This is a genomic window from Pararhizobium qamdonense (genome assembly GCF_029277445.1).
Lineage (GTDB): Bacteria > Pseudomonadota > Alphaproteobacteria > Rhizobiales > Rhizobiaceae > Pararhizobium > Pararhizobium qamdonense.
The window spans coordinates 3011437-3030674 of sequence record NZ_CP119566.1 but is presented as its reverse complement, the minus strand read 5'-3'; the positions used below and the strand labels follow the sequence as shown (position 1 = coordinate 3030674).

Genomic DNA, 19238 nt, shown 5'->3' with positions numbered 1-19238 from the left:
TGAATGGCGAAGACGAGCGCAATTGAAAAGAACAATCGCCGCCGTAAGTCGGTTGCCCAGGATGCGTCCAAGCGCGCAGCCCTGAAGGCCACCATCATGAACCAGTCTCTTCCGATCGAAGAGCGTTTCAAGGCTACTCTGAAGCTGGCCAGCCTCCCGCGTGACGGCTCCAAGACCCGCGTTCGCAACCGTTGCGAAGTGACAGGTCGTCCGCGCGCATATTATCGCAAACTCAAGATGTCGCGTATTGCGCTTCGTGAACTTGGCAATTTCGGCAAGGTGCCGGGCATTGTTAAGTCGAGCTGGTAAGGAGACGGGTACATGGCAATGACTGATCCGCTGGGCGATATGCTCACACGTATCCGCAACGGTGCTGCCCGCCGCAAGTCGAGCGTTTCCACGCCGGCTTCCAAGCTGCGCGCACGCGTTCTGGATGTCCTTCAGGCTGAAGGCTACATCCGCGGGTATTCGGAAACCGAATTTGGTAACGGCAAGGCCGAGATCAACATCGAACTGAAATACTATGAAGGTGCGTCGGTGATCCGTGAGATCGGCCGCGTATCCAAGCCGGGCCGCCGGGTTTATGTCTCGGTCAAGTCCATTCCGCAGGTCGCGAACGGTCTCGGTATCACTATCCTTTCGACTCCGAAGGGTGTGATGGCCGATCATCAGGCACGCGAACAGAACGTTGGTGGCGAGGTTCTCTGCTCCGTATTCTAATACGGTTGCAGTGATCTCCATAACGGACAGACAGGTTTGAAATATGTCTCGTATCGGTAAAAAGCCCGTTCCGGTTCCTGCAGGTGTCACGGCCACGGTTAATGGCCAGACAGTGACTGCAAAGGGCCCGAAAGGCGAACTCTTCTTCGTTGCTAACGACGAAGTCGTCGTAAAGCTGGAAGACAACAACGCGGTGTCGGTGACCCCGGTTGACCAGTCCAAGGATGCACGGTCCAAGTGGGGCATGTCCCGCACGATGATCGAAAACATCTTCAAGGGCGTCAAGGACGGTTACGAGCGCAAGCTCGAAATCAACGGCGTCGGTTACCGCGCGTCGCTTCAGGGCAAGAACCTGCAGCTGGCACTCGGTTTCAGCCACGACGTGGTCTATCAGACTCCGGAAGGCATCTCGATTGCTGTGCCCAAGCCGACGGAAATCGTCGTCACCGGCATCAACAAGCAGCAGGTCGGCCAGGTCGCGGCGGAAATCCGCGAATACCGTGGCCCCGAGCCCTACAAGGGCAAGGGCGTCAAGTATGCTGGCGAGCGGATTGTCCGCAAAGAAGGCAAGAAGAAGTAAGGATCACGCGAAATGGCTACAAGGAAAGATACACTTGTGCGCCGCGCCAGCCGCGTGCGCCGTCAAGTCAAGGCAGTGGCCAATGGCCGTCTGCGCCTGTCCGTTCATCGCTCGTCGAAGAACATCTACGCACAGGTTATCGATGATGTTGCTGGCAAGACCGTTGCGTCTGCCTCGACACTCGACACGGATCTGCGTCCGTCTCTCAAGACGGGTGCTGACACGGCAGCAGCTGCTGCCGTTGGCAAGCTCCTCGCAGAGCGCGCCTCGAAGGCTGGTGTCAAGGACGTTGTCTTTGACCGTGGCGCCTTCATCTATCACGGCCGCGTCAAGGCGCTCGCCGAGGCAGCCCGCGAGGGTGGCCTGAACTTCTAAAGATGATATCCGCCTGGGCTTGCCTGGGCGGATCATCGAACCGCTTTTTATAAAGCGCGTCGCTTCCGCTCCCTCGAAGGGGCGGGGCGACTTTTTGTCAATCTGCCGATTGCACCCGGAAAAGAAAAAGGAAAAGGACAATGGCACAAGAAAAAAGAGGTTCTCGCGACGATCGCCAGAACCGCGAGGAGCGCGACAGCGAATTCGTTGACAAGCTCGTAGCAATCAACCGCGTCGCAAAAGTCGTCAAGGGCGGCCGCCGTTTCGGCTTTGCTGCGCTCGTCGTCGTCGGCGACCAGAAGGGCCGCGTTGGCTTCGGCCATGGCAAGGCACGTGAAGTGCCGGAAGCCATCCGCAAGGCCACCGAAGCTGCCAAGCGCGAACTGATCTTCGTTCCGCTGCGCTCGGGCCGCACGCTTCATCACGACGTTCATGGCCGTCACGGCGCAGGCAAGGTTCTGCTGCGTGCCGCCAAGGCCGGTACCGGTATCATCGCCGGTGGCCCGATGCGCGCCGTTTTCGAAACGCTCGGCATGCACGACGTTGTTGCGAAGTCGACTGGTTCTTCCAACCCGTACAACATGATTCGCGCCACGTTCGACGCCCTGAAGAGCCAGATGCACCCGAAGGATATCGCAGCTCAGCGCGGCATGAAATATGCCACTCTGCAGAGCCGCCGCGTATCCGCCGGCGTTGCTTCCGAAGAATAAGGGAGCCTGAACAATGGCTAAGAAAGAAGTTGCAAAGAAGACGGTTGCGGTCGAACAGATCGGCAGCCCCATTCGCCGCCCAGCCGTACAGCGTGCAACGCTGATCGGTCTCGGTCTCAACAAGATGCACCGGGTCAGCGTTCTGGAAGACACTCCTTCCGTTCGCGGCATGATCCGGGCCGTCCAGCACCTCGTTCGCGTCGTCGACGAGAAGTGAGGGGGATACCATCATGAAACTGAATGAAATCAAAGACAACGAAGGTTCGACCAAGAACCGCAAGCGTCTCGGCCGTGGTATCGGTTCCGGATCCGGCAAGACTGCCGGCCGCGGTGTCAAGGGTCAGAAGGCCCGTTCCGGCGTCGCCATCAATGGCTTCGAAGGCGGCCAGATGCCAATCTACCGCCGTCTGCCAAAGCGCGGCTTCAACAACATCTTCCGTTCGGATTTTGTTGTCGTGTCGCTCGGTCGCATCCAGACTGCCATCGACGCCAAGAAGCTTGATGTTTCCAAGGCCATCGATGCTGCTGCTCTGACAGCTGCCGGCGTGATCCGCCGCGCCAAGGATGGCGTCCGCGTTCTCGCCGACGGTGAACTGACGGCAAAGGTAACGATCGAAGTTGCCGGCGCTTCCAAGCCTGCGATCGAAAAGATCGAAAAGGCTGGCGGTTCGATCAAGCTGCTTTCGGGCGCTGCTGAATAATTAGTTGCTGATGAACCGCCCGGGGTGCTTCACACCGGGCGGTTTTGCTCCCATATGAGAGCCTCACGGATTGCACGGCCGGATTCGTCCGGCGCAGCAGAATATTGATCGGGAACCACGGTGAGGCACGTGATTGCAGTTGCAGTCGTTTCCAAACCGGTTTTCATAAAAAGAAGATAGCTTTTCCGGATCTGACCGGGTTTTCCCCGCGGGTTCGAACTGGCTACGCGGAGAATTGCATGGCTTCTGCAGCGGAACAGCTCGCCTCCAACCTGAATTTTGCGACTTTCGCAAAAGCCGAAGATCTGAAACGCCGCCTCTGGTTCACCCTTGGCGCGCTTCTCGTCTATCGCCTTGGCACCTATATTCCGCTGCCAGGCTTGAACCCGGAAGCTTTTGCACAGGCTTTTGCCGGCCAGAGCGGCGGCATTCTCGGCCTTTTTAACATGTTTTCGGGCGGCGCCGTCGAGCGCATGGCGATCTTCGCCCTCGGCATCATGCCTTATATTTCCGCCTCCATCATCGTTCAGCTGATGACCTCCGTGGTTCCGTCGCTGGAGCAGCTGAAGAAGGAAGGCGAGCAGGGCCGCAAGGTCATCAACCAGTACACCCGCTACGGCACGGTGCTGCTCGGCACGCTGCAGGCCTACGGCATTGCGGTCGGTCTTGAGAGCGGCAACGGCCTGGTCGTCGATGCCGGCTGGTTCTTCCGTATTTCCACCGTGATTTCGCTGCTCGGCGGCACAATGTTCCTGATGTGGCTCGGCGAGCAGATCACCTCGCGCGGCATCGGCAACGGTATCTCGCTGATCATCTTTGCCGGTATCGTCGCGCATCTGCCCACAGCTTTGGCCGGCACGCTTGAACTGGGACGCACCGGCGCCCTGTCGACGCCGCTGATTCTTGCCATCATCGTCATGGTCGTTGCCGTGATCGCGCTGATCGTCTTCGTCGAGCGCGCGCAGCGCCGGTTGCTGATCCAGTATCCAAAGCGGCAAGTCGGCAATAAGATGTTCCAGGGCGACACCTCGCATCTGCCGCTTAAGCTCAACACAGCCGGCGTCATCCCCGCGATCTTTGCATCCTCGCTGCTGCTTCTGCCGGCAACGCTTGCAGGCTTTGCCAACAGCACGGCGCTGCCGAGCTGGGCAACGACCATCGTTGCAGCCCTTGGCCACGGCAAACCGCTCTACATGGTGCTCTATGGCGGCATGATCGCGTTCTTTGCCTTCTTCTACACGGCCATCGTTTTCAATCCGAAGGACACGGCCGACAATCTGAAGAAGCATGGCGGCTTCATCCTCGGCATCCGGCCGGGCGAACGCACTGCGGAATATATCGATTACGTGCTCACGCGCATCACCGTGCTTGGCGCGATCTACCTGATGTTCGTCTGCATTCTGCCCGAAGTCGTAATCGCGCAGACCGGCGTGCCGTTCTACCTTGGTGGTACGTCGCTTTTGATTGTTGTCAGCGTTACCCTTGATACTGTAGCACAGGTGCAGGGTCACCTGATTGCCCAGCAGTATGAGGGGCTGATCAAGAAATCAAAGCTGCGTGGAGGAAAGAGGGGCCGATGAGACTCATATTCTTGGGACCGCCGGGAGCAGGCAAGGGAACACAGGCGAAGCTTCTGACGGAAAAATACGGTATTCCGCAGCTTTCCACAGGCGATATGCTGCGGGCCGCCGTTCAGGCGCAGACGGATGTTGGCAAGCGTGCCAAGGCTGTCATGGATGCCGGACAGCTGGTCTCCGACGAGATCGTCAACGAGATCGTCTCCGACCGGATCGATTCGGCCGACTGTGCGAATGGGTTCATCCTGGATGGCTATCCGCGCACCGTTCCGCAGGCTGTTGCGCTGGGCAAGATGCTCGCAGGCAAGGGGCTGCGTCTCGATTCGGTCATCGAATTGAAGGTGGATGAAGATGCGCTTGTACGGCGCATCGAGAATCGCGTAGCAGAAACCATTGCCGCAGGCGGCAATGTTCGCTCCGACGATAATCCGGAAGCATTCAAGAAGCGTCTTGTCGAATATCGCGAGAAGACGGCGCCTTTGTCGCAGCACTATGCTGTCACGGGCGAGTTGAAGACAGTTGATGGAATGGCGCCGGTCGAGACCGTCACCTCTCAGATCAATGCAATTCTGGCATCGGCTTCCGCCGACGCCTAAAAGGTAGTTCTTGAAAAAGGACTGCCGGGGAGTTGACTTTTGCGGTCGATTCCTTCAAAGACCGCGCTAACTCGCAGCATGCTAGGGATCGGCGCGGATTTCAAGACGAAGTCCGGGCGCGATTCTTTTGACGTGTTCCGAACAGAACTTTCACAGCCGGCCTCTTCAAGGGGCTGCATAACGAAGCACCTATTGCCGGATGGCAACTGGAAGCAAGGAGAACAGGCGTGGCACGTATCGCTGGCGTCAACATCCCGACGAGCAAGCGCGTAGTAATCGCGCTTCGTTACATTCACGGGATCGGAGCGAAATTCGCACAGGAAATCGTCGAAAAGGTCGGTATCCCGGCTGAACGTCGTGTGCACCAACTGACGGATGCTGAAGTTCTTCAGATCCGCGAAACGATCGACCGCGATTATCAGGTTGAAGGCGACCTGCGTCGCGAGACCTCGATGAACATCAAGCGTCTGATGGACCTGGGCTGCTACCGCGGTCTGCGTCATCGCCGTTCGCTGCCTGTTCGCGGTCAGCGCACGCACACCAATGCCCGCACCCGCAAGGGCCCGGCAAAGGCGATTGCAGGCAAGAAGAAGTAATTTCCCTGAAATGGGAAATGCAGAGGCTGGCGCTCGGCGCCGGCCTCTTTTGTGGTTTCGGAAGGGCGCTCCAAGCGTCCCTCCGGTGGAGCTGCTGGCATTACGGCAGTGACGATATCGCCGCGCAGACCGGGTTTTTCCGGTCGCGCATGACTTGAAAATTCAGGGCAGGGGTTCTCCTCCGCCCGGTGGAGCCGCTGGTACTACGGCGGTGCAGAGATCAACGAAAGGTATACCATGGCCAAGGAAGCCACACGCGTTCGCCGTCGCGAGCGGAAAAACATTTCTACGGGCGTTGCCCACGTCAATTCGTCGTTCAACAACACGATGATCACCATCACCGACGCACAGGGCAACGCGATTGCCTGGTCTTCGGCTGGTTCGAAGGGCTTCAAGGGTTCGCGTAAGTCGACCCCGTTCGCAGCCCAGATGGCTGCTGAAGATGCGGCCAAGAAGGCCCAGGAACACGGCATGAAGACCCTTGAGGTCGAAGTTTGTGGTCCGGGTTCCGGCCGTGAATCGGCTCTGCGTGCACTTCAGGCTGCTGGCTTCATGATCACCTCGATCCGTGACGTCACGCCGATCCCGCACAATGGTTGCCGCCCGCGCAAGAAGCGCCGCGTTTAAGTCTACGCATTCATCCAGCCGGTGAGGGGGAAATCTCTCCCGGCGCTTCAAGGCTCGGTTGCCACGATTGGATGGTGGCAACGAACGGAAGGCAAAACATATGATTCAGAAAAACTGGCAGGAACTGATCAAGCCGAACAAGGTTGAGTTCTCCTCGACCGGCCGCACCAAGGTAAGCCTTGTTGCCGAGCCGCTCGAGCGTGGCTTTGGCCTGACGCTCGGCAACGCGCTTCGCCGCGTTCTTCTGTCGTCGCTTCGCGGCGCTGCGGTGACCGCAGTGCAGATCGACGGCGTCCTGCACGAGTTCTCCTCGATCCCGGGTGTCCGGGAAGACGTGACGGACATCGTGCTCAACATCAAGGAAATCGCCATCAAGATGGATGGCGACGACGCAAAGCGCATGGTTGTGCGCAAGCAGGGTCCGGGCGTTGTTACCGCCGGTGACATCCAGACGGTTGGTGATATTGAAATCCTCAACCCGAACCATGTGATCTGCACCCTCGACGAGGGCGCCGAGATCCGCATGGAGTTCACCGTCAACAACGGCAAGGGCTACGTGCCTGCAGACCGCAACCGTTCGGAAGATGCACCGATCGGCCTCATCCCGGTCGACAGCCTGTATTCGCCGGTTAAGAAAGTGTCCTACAAGGTGGAAAACACCCGTGAAGGCCAGGTTCTCGACTACGACAAGCTGTCGATGCAGATCGAGACCGATGGTTCCGTCACCGGTGAAGATGCAGTCGCTTTCGCGGCCCGCATCCTTCAGGACCAGCTCGGCGTTTTCGTCAACTTCGACGAACCGCAGAAGGAAGCCGAAGAAGAAGCCGTGACAGAACTGGCGTTCAACCCGGCATTGCTCAAGAAGGTCGACGAACTGGAACTTTCGGTCCGTTCGGCCAACTGCCTGAAGAACGACAACATCGTCTATATCGGCGACCTTATTCAGAAGACCGAAGCCGAAATGCTTCGCACTCCGAACTTTGGCCGCAAGTCGCTGAACGAAATCAAGGAAGTTCTCGCTTCCATGGGCCTGCACCTCGGTATGGAAGTACCGGCATGGCCGCCCGAGAACATCGAAGATCTCGCCAAGCGTTACGAAGACCAGTATTAACAATAAAAAAGGCAGGTTTTGACTGCCTTTCCCCGTCAAACAGCAGGCAGATGTCTGCATGTGCCAGGAAACGGCAGGCCCATACGAAAAAGGGAACCTGCAATTAAAGGAGAATAGCAATGCGCCATGGTGTAGCCGGCCGCAAGCTGAATAGAACTGCAAGCCACCGTAAGGCAATGTTTGCCAATATGGCTGCTTCGCTCATCGAACATGAGCAGATCATCACGACCTTGCCGAAGGCAAAGGAAATCCGTCCGATCGTCGAGAAGCTCGTCACGCTCGGCAAGAAGGGTGACCTTCATGCCCGCCGCCAGGCCATCTCGCAGATCCGCGACGTTGCTGTCGTCGGCAAGCTGTTCGATGCCATCGCAACACGTTACGCAACCCGCAATGGCGGCTACCTGCGCATCATGAAGGCTGGTTACCGTCACGGCGACAATGCGGCTCTGGCCGTCATTGAATTCGTCGATCGCGACACCTCGGCCAAGGGCGCCAAGGACATCGCACGCGTTGCTGCCGAAGCAGAAGCTGCAGACGCCGCTTAATCGGTTTGCAGACTGAGATTTGAAAAAGGCCGGGTGCGCAAGCGCCCGGCCTTTTGCTGTGCGGCGTTATGGCGAAGGCTTGCCCCGCTGTTCCCGCAGCATCTCCAGGACACGGGCGAGAAAGGGTCGAACGGCTTCCCCGATCAGAAAAAAGTCCGCGTTCGACGCGGCCCAGAGATCTTCCAGTTGCTGGTCTGTCGCATTCGCGTTCAGCCAGTAGTCCAGAAAATTGTCGAGATCGTCAGCCGTGTCCGCGAACTGGTGGAGAACGTGACCGATCCCGAAGTCGATGATGTCATCGTGAGAGCGGAAGATAAGCGGGTCATGAATCATGGCTCTGGTGAACGCCCGGAAGCCGGGGGATTTGGCAACGAATTCTCGCATAAACTACCCCCATTCGAGTTTTTATTCGCGAATAAGTTGTATCAGGTTGAGGGCGTTGTGGCAATTCGGATCGGCTGTCGTTTCAAGTTCAGGCTTCGGCCTTTCTAACAGCCGCCGCCTTTGCTTTTTGGCAGCCGGCGTCCTATCTCTGTGTCCGCGAGATTTGATTTGATGGGACTGTTTTACATGCCGCGTTTTCTCTATTCGTTCGTTGCCTTAAGTGCTGTCGGCGCTCTGGCTGCAGGTCTGGTCTTTACAGGAAAACCGGGGGAGCCCGGCGGTTCTGAGGTATCCTTGGTTTCTTCCGCGCAGGCGCAGCAGGCTGATACGCAAAAAGCCGTTCCGCAAAGCAAGACGGAAATGCAGCTGTCCTTTTCGCCGCTGGTCAAGCAGACGGCCAATGCCGTCGTGAACGTCTATGCGGAAAAGACCGTCCAGAGCCGCTCGCCGTTCGCCGATGATCCGTTCTTTGAACAGTTCTTCGGCCAGCGCATGCCCAACCGGTCGGAAAAGCAGTCTTCGCTCGGTTCCGGCGTGATCGTCGGGAAAAACGGCATCGTCGTCACCAATTATCACGTCATTACCGATGCCGATAACATCAAGATCGCGCTGGCCGATGGCCGCGAATTCGAGACCAGCGTGATGCTGAAGGACGAGCGGCTTGATCTGGCGGTTCTGAAGGTCAAGTCGGATGGTCCGTTCGAGACCGTGCCGCTGGGGGATTCCGATGCGGTGGAAGTCGGCGACCTCGTCCTGGCGATCGGCAATCCCTTCGGTGTCGGCCAGACCGTCACCAGCGGTATCGTGTCGGCGCTCGCCCGCAACCAGGTGCTGTCAGGCGATTTCGGCTTCTTCATCCAGACGGACGCAGCGATCAATCCCGGCAATTCCGGCGGCGGCCTTATCGATATGAACGGCCAGCTGATCGGCATCAACACAGCGATCTTTTCGCGCGGCGGCGGTTCCAACGGTGTGGGCTTTGCCATTCCGGCCAATCTGGTCAAGGTCTTCGTCGCGTCGGCTGAAGGCGGCAATGGCAGCTTTACCCGGCCGTTCATCGGTGCCAGCTTCGAGCCGGTGACATCGGAAGTCGCCGATGCGCTGGGACTTGACCGGGCACGCGGCGCGCTGGTGAGTTCCGTCATCGAGGGCGGACCAGCGGAAAAGGCCGGCATCAAGCCCGGCCAGGTCATCATCGCCGTCAATGGCATTGCCGTCGAGCATCCCGATGCGCTGGGTTACCGCCTCACCACCGTCGGCATCGGCCATATTGCCCGCGTCACCATCAGCGAAAACGGCAAGGAGCGCGATATCGAGCTGGCGCTTGCCGAAGCGCCGGAGACATCGCCGCGCGACGAACGCCTGATCGAGGGCCGCAATCCCTTCTCGGGCGCTGTGGTCGGCAATCTGTCGCCGCGTCTCGCCGACGAGCTGCGGATGCCGGCGGCGTCGCAGGGTGTTGTGATCACGCAGATCAACCGCGGATCGCCCGCTGCCCGCGTCGGCTTCCGGCCGAAGGACATCATCGTCGCCGTCAATGGCACGCCGGTCGATAAATCCACCACGCTGGAAACCATTGCCAAGGAAGACCCGTCGCTGTGGCGCGTCGAAATCGAGCGCGACGGCCAGCGCATCCGCCAGTTCTTCCGGTAATCGTTTTGCCGGGCGAACCCAGGAACCAAAATGACCCGAAACGGCCACGACCGGCTGTTTCGGGTGGAGGACGTGCCCGTGACATTGTTCGATGAGGCTACCCACCGGCCGCTTGCCGACGCTCTTCGTCCCGAAACCCTGGCGGAGGTGATTGGCCAGGATCATCTTCTCGCGGAAAACGGGCCGATTGCGCGCATGCTGGCGGGGGGCACTGTCGGCTCGTTCATCCTCTGGGGCCCGCCCGGCGTCGGCAAGACGACGATCGCGCGCCTGGTCGCCACATCCGCCAAGATGGAGTTCGTCCAGCTGTCGGCCGTCATGTCCGGCATTGCCGATCTGCGCAAGGTTTTCGACACGGCAAAAAACAACCGCACCATCGGCCGCCAGACCATCCTCTTCGTTGACGAGCTGCATCGCTTCAATCGCAGCACCCAGGATGCCCTTCTGCCGCATGTGGAAAACGGCACGGTCATCCTGATCGGCGCGACGACGGAGAACCCGAGCTTCAGCCTGGTGGCGGCCTTGCTGTCACGGCTGAAGGTGTTCACTCTCAATCCCTTCGATGCCGCCTCTTCCGAGCTGCTGTTGGCGCGGGTGGAGAATTTCGTTGGCAAGCGCCTGCCGCTGACGGAGGACGCGCGCGCCGCGCTGATCAACATGGCCGACGGGGACGGGCGCTATCTCGTCGGTCTGGCCGATGATGTCCTGTCGCTCGGTGAAGAGGATGATCTCGACATTGGACGGCTGTCCAAAGCGCTGCAGAAGCGCATGCCGGTCTATGACAAGGCGCAGGATGGCCACTACAATCTGTTGAGCTGTTTCCACAAAAGCCTGCGGGGCAGCGATGTCGATGCGGCGCTCTATTGGGGCGCACGCATGGTGGATGCGGGGGAGGACCCGACGACGCTGTTCCGGCGGCTTGCCTGCGCCGCCAGCGAGGATGTCGGCATGGCCGATCCCAACGCGATGCCGCAGGTGATTGCCGCCTGGACGGCGTTTGAGCGCATCGGCTGGCCGGAGGGCCGGCTGTTTATCGCGCAGGCCATCGTTTATGTAGCGACGGCGCCGAAATCAAACGCAAGCTACCGCTCCTTCGACGCAGCCCTTGAGATGGCGCGCGAGACCGGTTCCATCCCGCCGCCGAAAAGCATCCTCAATGCACCGACCAAGCTGATGAAGGACCTCGGTTATCACGAGGGTTACAAATACGACCACGATTATCCGGATGCCTTTTCCGGCCAGGAGTTCTTTCCAGAAGAGCTGCGCAGCAAGGACACGCGCTTCTACAAGCCTCAGGAACGCGGTTTCGAGCGCGAGACGCTGAAGCGGCTGGAATTCTGGCAGCGCCTGAAGCGGGAGCGCCCGGTCAAGAAATAGCTAGAGCCTCTACGATCAGCTATTCCGGTATCTTAAAAAACGCCTCGAGCCGGTAGCCGTCGGGATCGATGATAAACCCGGCGTAATAGAACTGGCTATATTCAGGCCGCAGTCCCGGCAACCCGTTGTCTTCGCCGCCGTTGGAAATGCCTGCCGCATGGAAGGCATCGACTGAGGCAGAATCGGGCGCGATAAAGCAGAAGTGCAGGCCGGAGTTTCTATCGGCCGGCACGGGGCTTTGAACTTTTGCAATCCACAGGCTGATCCGGTCGGATCCATAACCAAGCACGGTGTCCGTCTTCGACAGCCGCTCGTAACCAAGGGGTGCCAGCACGGCGTCATAAAAGCGAAGCGAACGGTCGAGATCTTTGACGCCAATCGACACATGGTCAAACATTGCGGACGACTCCTGTTTCGCCTCCATCTTCCCTGTTCGCCGTCATCCGCACAAGCGCAAACCGCGACAGAGCTGCAATTCTATCGCGTGATCATATGTCCGTGCGGCGAATAGCTGCCATGCGCGCCGGGCTCTTGCCACCGCCAAATCCGGATGGCATAAGGTGCCTATGCAGACGGCTGCACGGGATCGGATCGACACCCGAACATCCGCGAGGACGGCCTCGCTCCTTAAGATGGAGTACACTATGGCCTGGATTATCCTTTTCCTCGCAGGCATTCTCGAAATCGGCTGGGCCATCGGCCTGAAATATACCGAAGGCTTCACCAAGCTCGTACCGACGCTTCTGACCGGAACCGCAATGGTCGCCAGCATCGTGCTGCTGGGCATCGCCGTGCGCACCTTGCCGCTCGGCACGGCCTATGCCGTCTGGACCGGCATCGGCACGGTTGGCACCGTCATTCTGGGCATCGTGCTGTTTGCCGAGCCTGCGACCGCGATGCGCCTCGGCTGCATCGCGCTGATCATCACCGGCATTGCCGGGCTGAAACTGACCGCCTGAAAATTCAAACGCTGAATTGAAAACACCCCCGTGCAGGGCGCTGCACGGGGGTGTTTCTGTATAGGCCGTTTGGTGTGGAAATCAGCGCAGCGCGTCGAGCGTCGATGTTGCCGCCTGCATGTCCCGCCAGCGGTTTTCCCGCCGCTGGAAAGCTTCGTCATCGGTGCCCCAATGCTCGATCTGCCAATCCTCGTCGATATGAGCGAGTGCCCAGGCTTCCTGCGCCGAAAGCCGTTTTTCGGCAAAGGCGATTGCGAGGAGGGCGGAGCCGGTCAGCGTGGTGATCGTGTGCAGGCAGGCCAGACCGAGCGGCGTGGCATAGGCCCGCAACGCCTCGGCAACACCGTTGATGGCGGCACGCGGCTGCAACTGATGCACGATGCCTTCGATCAGGATGAACCGAGCGCCCAGCGCTTCCGCAGCCCAGGTGATCACCGGGTCCCATTGTTCGGACTGGCGGGCGGCCAAACCTTCGGGTTCGCCGGCGCGGTAACAGAGAAGATCGGTTCCGGCAAAGTTGAGGATGTCATCGAAGACGGCGCGGATATCCTTTGAAACACCATCGATCGCCGTATTGGCAAGCCGGGTGATCGGCATGGTCGCCGGGTCGATCTCGTCCTTCTGAGCATCCCATTCGGCAGCCAGCAGGCTGGCTGCAGCCGGCGTCGGCACCGTCAGATGGCGTTTGGCCGGCGTCCTCACCGGGCGCCCGTCAAGAAGAATGGCATGGCCGCCATCTTCCGCAGGCCCGATGCTGACGGTTTTGTAGAAACGCTTCGGCAGCGGCTTGTGCATCTGGATCTGCGCGCGGCGCACGGGATCCGGGTCGCTCAAGGCGCCATGCAAGTCGTCGCGGATATCAGGCATGATGTGTCTCCATCCATTCCAGAATGTCATGCGGGGTGCGGGCAATGAAATCGGCGCCGGCCTCGATTAGCTCGGGAACACTCGCATAGCCCCAGGCAACGCCGATGGCGGATGCGCCGGCGCTCTTGGCCATCTGCATATCGTAAATCGCATCACCGATGACGACGGTATCCTTCGCGTCAATACCGGCCTCGCTACAGCATTCCGTCACCATGGCCGGATGCGGCTTGGAGGGGCAGTCATCAGCCGTGCGTGAAACGAAGAAAGTCTTTTCATAACCGTGGCTTGCGCAGATCTGATCAAGTCCACGCCGCGACTTTCCCGTAACGGCACCCAGAAGCAGTTTGTCGCGGCGCATCAGGTCGGCGAGCAACGGCGCGATGCCGTCAAACAGCGGTTCGCGAAAATTCATCTCCTCGCGCACGCCGCCATAAATCTTCTTGTAATGCGCGGTCATCGCCAAGGCGCGATCATCGACATGCGGCTGGTGCATCAGCCGGGCAATGGCGATATCCAGCGTCAGGCCGATAATGCTCTTGGTGGCATCCAGCGAAACACATTCCAGGCCGAAATCCGCAAAGGTGCGGGCCATGACCTCGTGGATGAGCCCGGCGCTATCAACCAGGGTTCCGTCGCAATCGAAGAGAGCAAGTTTCATCAGTCGTCGGCTTCCTCGGCACTGGCCATGTCGAAGCCGATCAGGTTCCAGCTCTGCACCATATGCTGCGGCATCGGCGCGGTCACGATCAGGCGCCCGCCATCGGGATGCGGCACGTCGATACGCCGGGCATGCAGATGCAGCTTGTTTTGCACGCCGCCCGGAAAAGCCCAATTGAACTCGGCGCCGAAATATTTCGGGTCGCCGATGATCGGGTGGCCGATATGGGCGGCATGGACGCGCAGCTGGTGGGTGCGGCCGGTATAGGGCTCCATCTCCAGCCAGGTCAGGTTCTGGCCTGCGGTTTCGATGGTGCGGTAGTAGGAAACCGCATGATCGGCGCCGTCCTCGCCATGCTTGGCGATGCGCATGCGGTCGCCGTCCGGCGTCTGTTCCTTGACCAGCCAGGTCGAGATCTTGTCTTCCCGCTTGCGCGGCACGCCCTTGACCAGCGCCCAATAGGTTTTCTTGGTATCGCGCTCGCGAAAGGCAGCCGTCAGCTTCTGGGCGGCACCGCGGGTGCGGGCAATGACCAGAACACCGGATGTGTCGCGGTCGAGCCGGTGCACCAGGCGTGGCTTTTCGCCCCTGGGGCTCGTCCAGGCTTCCAGCATGTCGTCGATATGGCGGTTGATGCCCGAGCCGCCCTGAACGGCGATCCCCGGCGGCTTGTTGAGAACGATCACCTTGGCGTCTTCATGCAGGAGCATGCGCGACAGGAGTTCGTGGTCGGAGGCATGACGAAGGTCGCGGCCGGCGATCGGGCCTGTGCGTGTCTTCGGGGCCACTTCCATCGGCGGAATGCGCACGACCTGACCAGGCTGGACGCGCATGTCCGATTTGACCCGGCCGCCATCGACACGCACTTGGCCGGAGCGCAGCAGTTTCTGCAGCGGACCAAAGCCCAGGCCCGGATAATGGACCTTGAACCAGCGATCGAGCCGCATGCCCGCCTCGTCGGATTGGACCTGCTTGTGTTCAATACCCGCCATTTTATTCTACCTGCATCCAATTGCCATAGCGCCCCGGCAATGGTGCCGACCGGAAATCCGTGCGCAAACTGATATGACAGAGCAGGCCGGTCCCGATCGGACGCATGGCGCTCTGAGAGGTCCCTTTAGACCATTGCGCGCATAAGGGCCAGCCCGGCAAACACCGCGAAAGCCGAAAGAAGCACGCTGGAAGCCACATAAATCAAGGCCGTGACCGGTTCGCCGCGTTCCAGAAGCGTCATCGCGTCAAGCGAGAAGGCGGAAAAGGTCGTGTAGCCACCGAGAATGCCGGTGATCAGGAACACCCGCATCTCCGCGGACGCGCCGAATTTGCGGGCGATCGCCTCGGCAAGGACGCCGATCAGAAAGGATCCGGTAATGTTGACCGTCAGCGTGCCCCACGGAAATGCCGGGCCGAAGCTGCGCAGCGTCCACAGCCCGACGAGATAACGCAGAACCGAACCAACGGCGCCACCGGCGGCAACGAGCAAGATATGTGTCATGAACACTGCCTTAGCCGAAACCGGCGGCGCGGAAAAGATGGCCGCCCATTCTGGTGCAGTTGAAACGGCGCCCGTATCCCTGGCTGTTCGCCGGAAAACCAATTTTTAACACGCGAATTCTAAAATGCCCGTCTCTGGCCAGGCTGTTTCAAGCGGACATGCAATGACAAAACAGAAGTTCAGCTTCACCCACTACGATCTCAAGCAGCAGCGCGCAGGCGTGACCGTCGAGATTACGCTGTCGGCGGTCGCCAATGTCCGGCTGATGACGCCGAACAATTTCCAGCTTTACACCGAAACGCTGAAACACCAGTTCGTCGGCGGCGTGGCGCGCAAATCACCGATCCGGCTCACCATCCCGCAATCCAGTCACTGGCATCTGGTGGTCGATATGGAAGGTCATCACGGCCACTGCGAATCCAGCATCCGCATCGTGGAACCCGCCGCACGGCCAAGGTTTCAGTCGGCCTCTTAAGGCAGGTTCGTCTATTCAAAGAAAGAGGACGTATCGACATCCACTGAGTCGATTTTCGCAGTTTCCTGGTCAAAATGTCCGTTAACATATGCTGGAAAAGACTCGCTGGATGACAGAGAATCGGCGCCGTCGCCATAATTGAGCTTCACGTAGACTGTTGCGACGACCTGAAATTTCCCGTCGCCTGACTCGAAAGTGCCTTCCGGAACCGCTTCCAAGCCGTCAAATTCAGTCCGTTCTGACAAGCCGTCCAATTCGCTCCAATTGGGATCGCTCGCAAAATCATACTGGCCGACAGCCTTTATGACTTCCGCCTTTCGCTCAGGGTTTTCGAACCTGTTGAGTTCAAATATATCTGGCGTTACCCTATTTGCCGAACTGTTCATTATCTGACCGCACCCAATCCTACGCCAGCCGCATATTGCCAACTCAATCTAGCACATAATCCGTCCAGGCCTCCCATAATTCGCTGATGGTCAATTCCGAAGGAAAACAGCCGTCTTTGAAAGAAGCTGCGCACATCCCGTGGAATATCGAAGCTTATCTGACCGCTGGGAAGCCACGGACTGTCCGGCTGATGATGACAGCTGAATATTCCGCTTTGAGACACGATCCGAACGGTAATGGAGCGTGGAAGCAGGAAACCCGTCTGCGAAATTGCGAGCGGCTCTTTGTGATAGCCGGTATCGATGATCTGATCCGATGATACCCGGGTGGCTATAACAGTTGCATCCCGATCAAGCGGCGCAGAGGTCGTCGCGAAATAGGCGGCAACCAGAGGGTTGGATGTCCAGTCGAGCAATCGTGTCGGCATTCCGTGATGCTGCGCCAGCGCAATCAAGTCCCAGCGGTTCAATTCCTGATGCCCTAAAAATTCTGTTGCGCGGCGCGCAAATATCTCGAGCAAAGCAGTTTCGTCTATCAGCCGGTATTTGCTTTTCCTGCCAATGCTTGGCTGGAGCTTATAACTGACATCCGGATGTCCCCGATACACCCATCGGGAGTCAGCATGTTGCGTTGTCCATGTCAGAAAATCTTGCCAGACGTCCTGCTGTCTTTTGCGGCGCTCTTTTTGATTTTCAGACACTTCGCGGCTCCGGTTTCGAGATTTAAATTCGATACGGAAGCCGCGTTTGTCAATATTATATTCAACCTAGACGTTCAGCATGCCATTTCAGGTGGTCGTCCATGAAGGACGAGATGAAATAGTAGGAATGGTCGTAGCGTTCGTGCAGGCGCAAAGTGAGCCCGATGCCGGTGTCTTTGATGGCCTCCTCGAACAGCCATGGCCGCAGGCCATTTTCCAGGAAGGTGTCGGCCTTGCCCTGATCGATCAGGAATTCCGGGAAGCGCGCCCCATCCTTCACCAGGGCACAGGCATCGTATTGACGCCAGTTCGCCTTGTCCTCGCCAAGATATTTCTCGAAGGCGCCGATCGACCAGTCGGCTGTCGATGGCTCGACGATCGGCGCGAAGGCCGAGCAGCTCTTGAACCGGCCAGGGTTCTTCAGCGCGATGGTCATGGCGCCATGGCCGCCCATCGAATGGCCGAAAATGCCCTGGCGGGCCATGTCGATGCGGAAGTGCTGGGCAACGAAGGCCGGCAGTTCCTCGGTGATGTAGGTGTACATCTGGTAGTTTTCGGCCCAGGGCGCTTCCGTCGCATCGAGGTAGAAGCCAGCGCCCTTGCCCATCTGCCAGTTGGTCAGTTCGTCAGGCACATCGCTGCCGCGCGGGCTGGTGTCGGGGCAGACGATGATCAGGCCCAGTTCTGCCGCCATCCGGCGGTATTCGCCTTTTTCCATGACATTGGCATGAGTGCAGGTCAGGCCGGAGAGATACCAGGCGACCGGGCAGGGCGTGGTGATCGCTTGGGGCGGAATGAAGACCGCAAAGGTCATCTCAACCCCGCAGGATTGTGAATCATGCGAAAAGACGCCCTGCATGCCGCCAAAGGCGGTGTTTTGCGAAAGGACTTTCAAGCTGTGCTCCCTTGAAGCTGAAACGCACCGGCGCGGTTTGCGCCCATTGCGTCACGGTTTTGCGCGATGCGCTTTAGGCCAGCGACACCGCCGCATTGACTGCGGCCGCCACCAGCACGGTGTTGAAGAAGAACGAGACGACGGCATGCAGGAGATTGATCTTGCGCATGGCGGTCGTGGTGATGGCGATATCCGAGGTCTGCGCCGTCATGCCGATGACGAAGGCGAAATAAAGGAAATCGTAGCCTCCGGGTTCTTGGGTGCTTGGAAAATCCAGGCCGCGTTCGTCGCTCTCCGCCGCCTGCAGGCTCCAGTAACTGTGGGCATAGTGCATCGCCGCCATCGTATGGATCGTCAGCCAGCCCAGCGTCACCGACGAAAATGCCAGAACGAGTTCCAGCGCCGTCTCCTTGGCGCCGGCATTGAGCGCCATGAACAGCGAGACGAGCGAGAGCGCCGCCGTTGCCAGCGTCACCGCAAAGATGATGATGGCCGGTTCGTCGTTACGGGCCGCGTGATGTTTCAAATAGGCGCCGGTCAGCCTGTGCATACGGGCGCCGATCATCACGAGATAGACGAGGAAGAAGACCACCGCAGCCAGATTGACCGCCAAAGCGGGTATCGCAAACAGGCAGACCGCAAATGTCACCGCAGCACAGATGCCGCCGGCGTAAAATGGCGTGTGGCGGCGATGCGTGATTTTTGTCTCCGGCATGCTCATGAGGGATCCCGATCTCTTATCAGCGTTGTTTGACGCGGCGGCAAAGCCGGTCGAGCGTTTCGAGAAAGGCCGAGCGGTCGCGCGGCGAGAAGGCGGCATTGTAGCCCTTGCTTTCGCCGGTCTCGCGCAAATGCGCGCCGAGATCCCGCATGGCCGTCGCCATGCCGATATTGGCCTTGTCGAAAATGCGGCCCGTCGGTCCCGTCACCTGTGCCCCGGCGGCAACGCAGCGCCCGGCGAGCGGCACATCGGCGGTGATCACGATGTCGCCGTCGCGTGCCCGCTCGGCGATCCAGTCATCGGCGGCGTCGAAACCGGCGGATACGATGACATTGCGCACCATCGGGTCACGCGAGGGCCTGAGGCCGGAATTGGCGACCAGCACCACCGGCAACCCATGGCGCTCGGCCACCTTCAGGATCTCCGCCTTGACCGGGCAGGCGTCGGCATCGACATAGATGGTGCTGGCTGGCTGGAGGATGTCTGGCTGGGTTATATCTGGCATGGCTGCTCGTACCACTTCATTCTT

Annotated in this window: 28 protein-coding genes; 17 read left to right on the top strand and 11 right to left on the bottom strand. The window is 59.3% G+C overall.

All coding sequences use genetic code 11. The features are described 5' to 3' along the window. Positions 1-3 precede the first annotated feature (3 nt). The 13 genes from rpsN to rplQ all read left to right on the top strand — a co-directional run bounded on the left by rpsN (position 4) and on the right by rplQ (position 8138). Positions 4-309, top strand: a complete 306-nt coding sequence (gene rpsN / locus PYR65_RS14740; protein WP_037100611.1) for a 30S ribosomal protein S14 — start codon at positions 4-6, stop codon at positions 307-309. A gap of 12 nt (positions 310-321) precedes the next feature. Next, positions 322-720: a 30S ribosomal protein S8 gene (gene rpsH, locus PYR65_RS14735; protein WP_056335736.1), complete on the top strand. Its 399-nt coding sequence runs from the start codon at positions 322-324 to the stop codon at positions 718-720. A gap of 43 nt (positions 721-763) precedes the next feature. Then, complete coding sequence (gene rplF, locus PYR65_RS14730; RefSeq protein WP_060638390.1) at positions 764-1300, top strand: 50S ribosomal protein L6; 537 nt, start codon at positions 764-766, stop codon at positions 1298-1300. A gap of 12 nt (positions 1301-1312) precedes the next feature. Beyond that, a complete protein-coding gene (gene rplR, locus PYR65_RS14725) occupies positions 1313-1675 on the top strand; it encodes a 50S ribosomal protein L18 (RefSeq protein WP_037100619.1) in 363 nt (120 codons plus the stop codon). A gap of 140 nt (positions 1676-1815) precedes the next feature. Then, entirely contained in the window at positions 1816-2385 is a 570-nt protein-coding gene (rpsE, locus tag PYR65_RS14720) for a 30S ribosomal protein S5 (protein ID WP_060505083.1), read from the top strand. A gap of 13 nt (positions 2386-2398) precedes the next feature. Continuing rightward, entirely contained in the window at positions 2399-2602 is a 204-nt protein-coding gene (gene rpmD / locus PYR65_RS14715; protein WP_037100625.1) for a 50S ribosomal protein L30, read from the top strand. 13 nt (positions 2603-2615) lie between these two features. Further along, on the top strand, positions 2616-3086 hold the full coding sequence (rplO, locus tag PYR65_RS14710) for a 50S ribosomal protein L15 (RefSeq protein ID WP_060638389.1): 471 nt from the start codon (positions 2616-2618) through the stop codon (positions 3084-3086). 239 nt (positions 3087-3325) lie between these two features. Beyond that, the gene (secY, locus tag PYR65_RS14705) at positions 3326-4666 is read left to right on the top strand and encodes a preprotein translocase subunit SecY (protein ID WP_060638388.1); all 1341 of its coding nucleotides are present in this window, start codon (positions 3326-3328) and stop codon (positions 4664-4666) included. Then, positions 4663-5259 (top strand): adenylate kinase, encoded by a 597-nt coding sequence (locus tag PYR65_RS14700; RefSeq protein ID WP_060638387.1) that lies wholly within the window; start codon positions 4663-4665, stop codon positions 5257-5259. The genes secY and PYR65_RS14700 overlap by 4 nt, the downstream gene beginning before the upstream one ends. 227 nt (positions 5260-5486) lie before the next feature. Then, positions 5487-5855, top strand: coding sequence for a 30S ribosomal protein S13 (rpsM, locus tag PYR65_RS14695; protein ID WP_037100637.1), 369 nt, complete (start codon positions 5487-5489; stop codon positions 5853-5855). 237 nt (positions 5856-6092) lie between these two features. Next, positions 6093-6482, top strand: coding sequence for a 30S ribosomal protein S11 (rpsK, locus tag PYR65_RS14690; RefSeq protein WP_018328263.1), 390 nt, complete (start codon positions 6093-6095; stop codon positions 6480-6482). Between the two features lie 100 nt (positions 6483-6582). Beyond that, positions 6583-7593 (top strand): DNA-directed RNA polymerase subunit alpha, encoded by a 1011-nt coding sequence (locus tag PYR65_RS14685; RefSeq protein ID WP_060638418.1) that lies wholly within the window; start codon positions 6583-6585, stop codon positions 7591-7593. Positions 7594-7712: 119 nt separating this feature from the next. Continuing rightward, positions 7713-8138, top strand: coding sequence for a 50S ribosomal protein L17 (gene rplQ, locus PYR65_RS14680; RefSeq protein ID WP_060638386.1), 426 nt, complete (start codon positions 7713-7715; stop codon positions 8136-8138). Positions 8139-8204: 66 nt separating this feature from the next. On the opposite strand, the gene PYR65_RS14675 is transcribed toward rplQ, so the two are convergent. Next, positions 8205-8522: a hypothetical protein gene (locus tag PYR65_RS14675; protein ID WP_276118529.1), complete on the bottom strand. Its 318-nt coding sequence runs from the start codon at positions 8520-8522 to the stop codon at positions 8205-8207. Positions 8523-8882: 360 nt separating this feature from the next. Here PYR65_RS14675 and PYR65_RS14670 point away from each other — a divergent pair, with 360 nt between their 5' ends. Together PYR65_RS14670 and PYR65_RS14665 are read left to right on the top strand one after the other, a co-directional pair. Next, positions 8883-10175 carry a DegQ family serine endoprotease gene (locus tag PYR65_RS14670; protein ID WP_407951330.1) on the top strand — a complete coding sequence of 431 codons (1293 nt, stop codon included), beginning with the start codon at positions 8883-8885 and terminating at the stop codon, positions 10173-10175. 30 nt (positions 10176-10205) lie between these two features. Continuing rightward, a complete protein-coding gene (locus tag PYR65_RS14665) occupies positions 10206-11552 on the top strand; it encodes a replication-associated recombination protein A (RefSeq protein ID WP_276118527.1) in 1347 nt (448 codons plus the stop codon). A 19-nt stretch (positions 11553-11571) separates the two neighbouring features. On the opposite strand, the gene PYR65_RS14660 is transcribed toward PYR65_RS14665, so the two are convergent. Next, positions 11572-11949 (bottom strand): VOC family protein, encoded by a 378-nt coding sequence (locus PYR65_RS14660; RefSeq protein WP_276121067.1) that lies wholly within the window; start codon positions 11947-11949, stop codon positions 11572-11574. Positions 11950-12196: 247 nt separating this feature from the next. Here PYR65_RS14660 and sugE point away from each other — a divergent pair, with 247 nt between their 5' ends. Further along, complete coding sequence (sugE, locus tag PYR65_RS14655; protein WP_060638383.1) at positions 12197-12511, top strand: quaternary ammonium compound efflux SMR transporter SugE; 315 nt, start codon at positions 12197-12199, stop codon at positions 12509-12511. An 81-nt stretch (positions 12512-12592) separates the two neighbouring features. Here sugE and PYR65_RS14650 read toward each other — a convergent pair whose 3' ends face one another. The 4 genes from PYR65_RS14650 to crcB form a co-directional block, all read right to left on the bottom strand. Continuing rightward, a complete protein-coding gene (locus PYR65_RS14650) occupies positions 12593-13378 on the bottom strand; it encodes an ATP12 family chaperone protein (RefSeq protein WP_276118526.1) in 786 nt (261 codons plus the stop codon). After that, positions 13371-14036: an HAD-IA family hydrolase gene (locus tag PYR65_RS14645; RefSeq protein WP_276118525.1), complete on the bottom strand. Its 666-nt coding sequence runs from the start codon at positions 14034-14036 to the stop codon at positions 13371-13373. The genes PYR65_RS14650 and PYR65_RS14645 overlap by 8 nt, the downstream gene beginning before the upstream one ends. After that, a complete protein-coding gene (locus PYR65_RS14640; protein ID WP_276118524.1) occupies positions 14036-15028 on the bottom strand; it encodes an RluA family pseudouridine synthase in 993 nt (330 codons plus the stop codon). Before PYR65_RS14640 ends, PYR65_RS14645 begins: the two co-directional genes overlap by 1 nt. Positions 15029-15153: 125 nt before the next feature. After that, positions 15154-15531: a fluoride efflux transporter CrcB gene (gene crcB, locus PYR65_RS14635; RefSeq protein ID WP_276118523.1), complete on the bottom strand. Its 378-nt coding sequence runs from the start codon at positions 15529-15531 to the stop codon at positions 15154-15156. A gap of 163 nt (positions 15532-15694) precedes the next feature. Here crcB and PYR65_RS14630 point away from each other — a divergent pair, with 163 nt between their 5' ends. Continuing rightward, positions 15695-16006 (top strand): DUF1883 domain-containing protein, encoded by a 312-nt coding sequence (locus PYR65_RS14630; RefSeq protein ID WP_276118522.1) that lies wholly within the window; start codon positions 15695-15697, stop codon positions 16004-16006. Between the two features lie 11 nt (positions 16007-16017). Here PYR65_RS14630 and PYR65_RS14625 read toward each other — a convergent pair whose 3' ends face one another. The 5 genes from PYR65_RS14625 to PYR65_RS14605 form a co-directional block, all read right to left on the bottom strand. Next, entirely contained in the window at positions 16018-16392 is a 375-nt protein-coding gene (locus tag PYR65_RS14625) for a pPIWI-associating nuclease domain-containing protein (protein WP_276118521.1), read from the bottom strand. Beyond that, positions 16392-17093 (bottom strand): FRG domain-containing protein, encoded by a 702-nt coding sequence (locus tag PYR65_RS14620; RefSeq protein WP_276118520.1) that lies wholly within the window; start codon positions 17091-17093, stop codon positions 16392-16394. Before PYR65_RS14620 ends, PYR65_RS14625 begins: the two co-directional genes overlap by 1 nt. A 61-nt stretch (positions 17094-17154) precedes the next feature. After that, the gene (gene fghA, locus PYR65_RS14615; RefSeq protein ID WP_276118519.1) at positions 17155-17988 is read right to left on the bottom strand and encodes an S-formylglutathione hydrolase; all 834 of its coding nucleotides are present in this window, start codon (positions 17986-17988) and stop codon (positions 17155-17157) included. A 73-nt stretch (positions 17989-18061) separates the two neighbouring features. Beyond that, positions 18062-18709, bottom strand: a complete 648-nt coding sequence (locus PYR65_RS14610) for a DUF1345 domain-containing protein (RefSeq protein ID WP_276118518.1) — start codon at positions 18707-18709, stop codon at positions 18062-18064. Positions 18710-18728: 19 nt separating this feature from the next. Then, positions 18729-19214 carry a YaiI/YqxD family protein gene (locus PYR65_RS14605; protein WP_276118517.1) on the bottom strand — a complete coding sequence of 162 codons (486 nt, stop codon included), beginning with the start codon at positions 19212-19214 and terminating at the stop codon, positions 18729-18731. Positions 19215-19238: the final 24 nt, after the last annotated feature.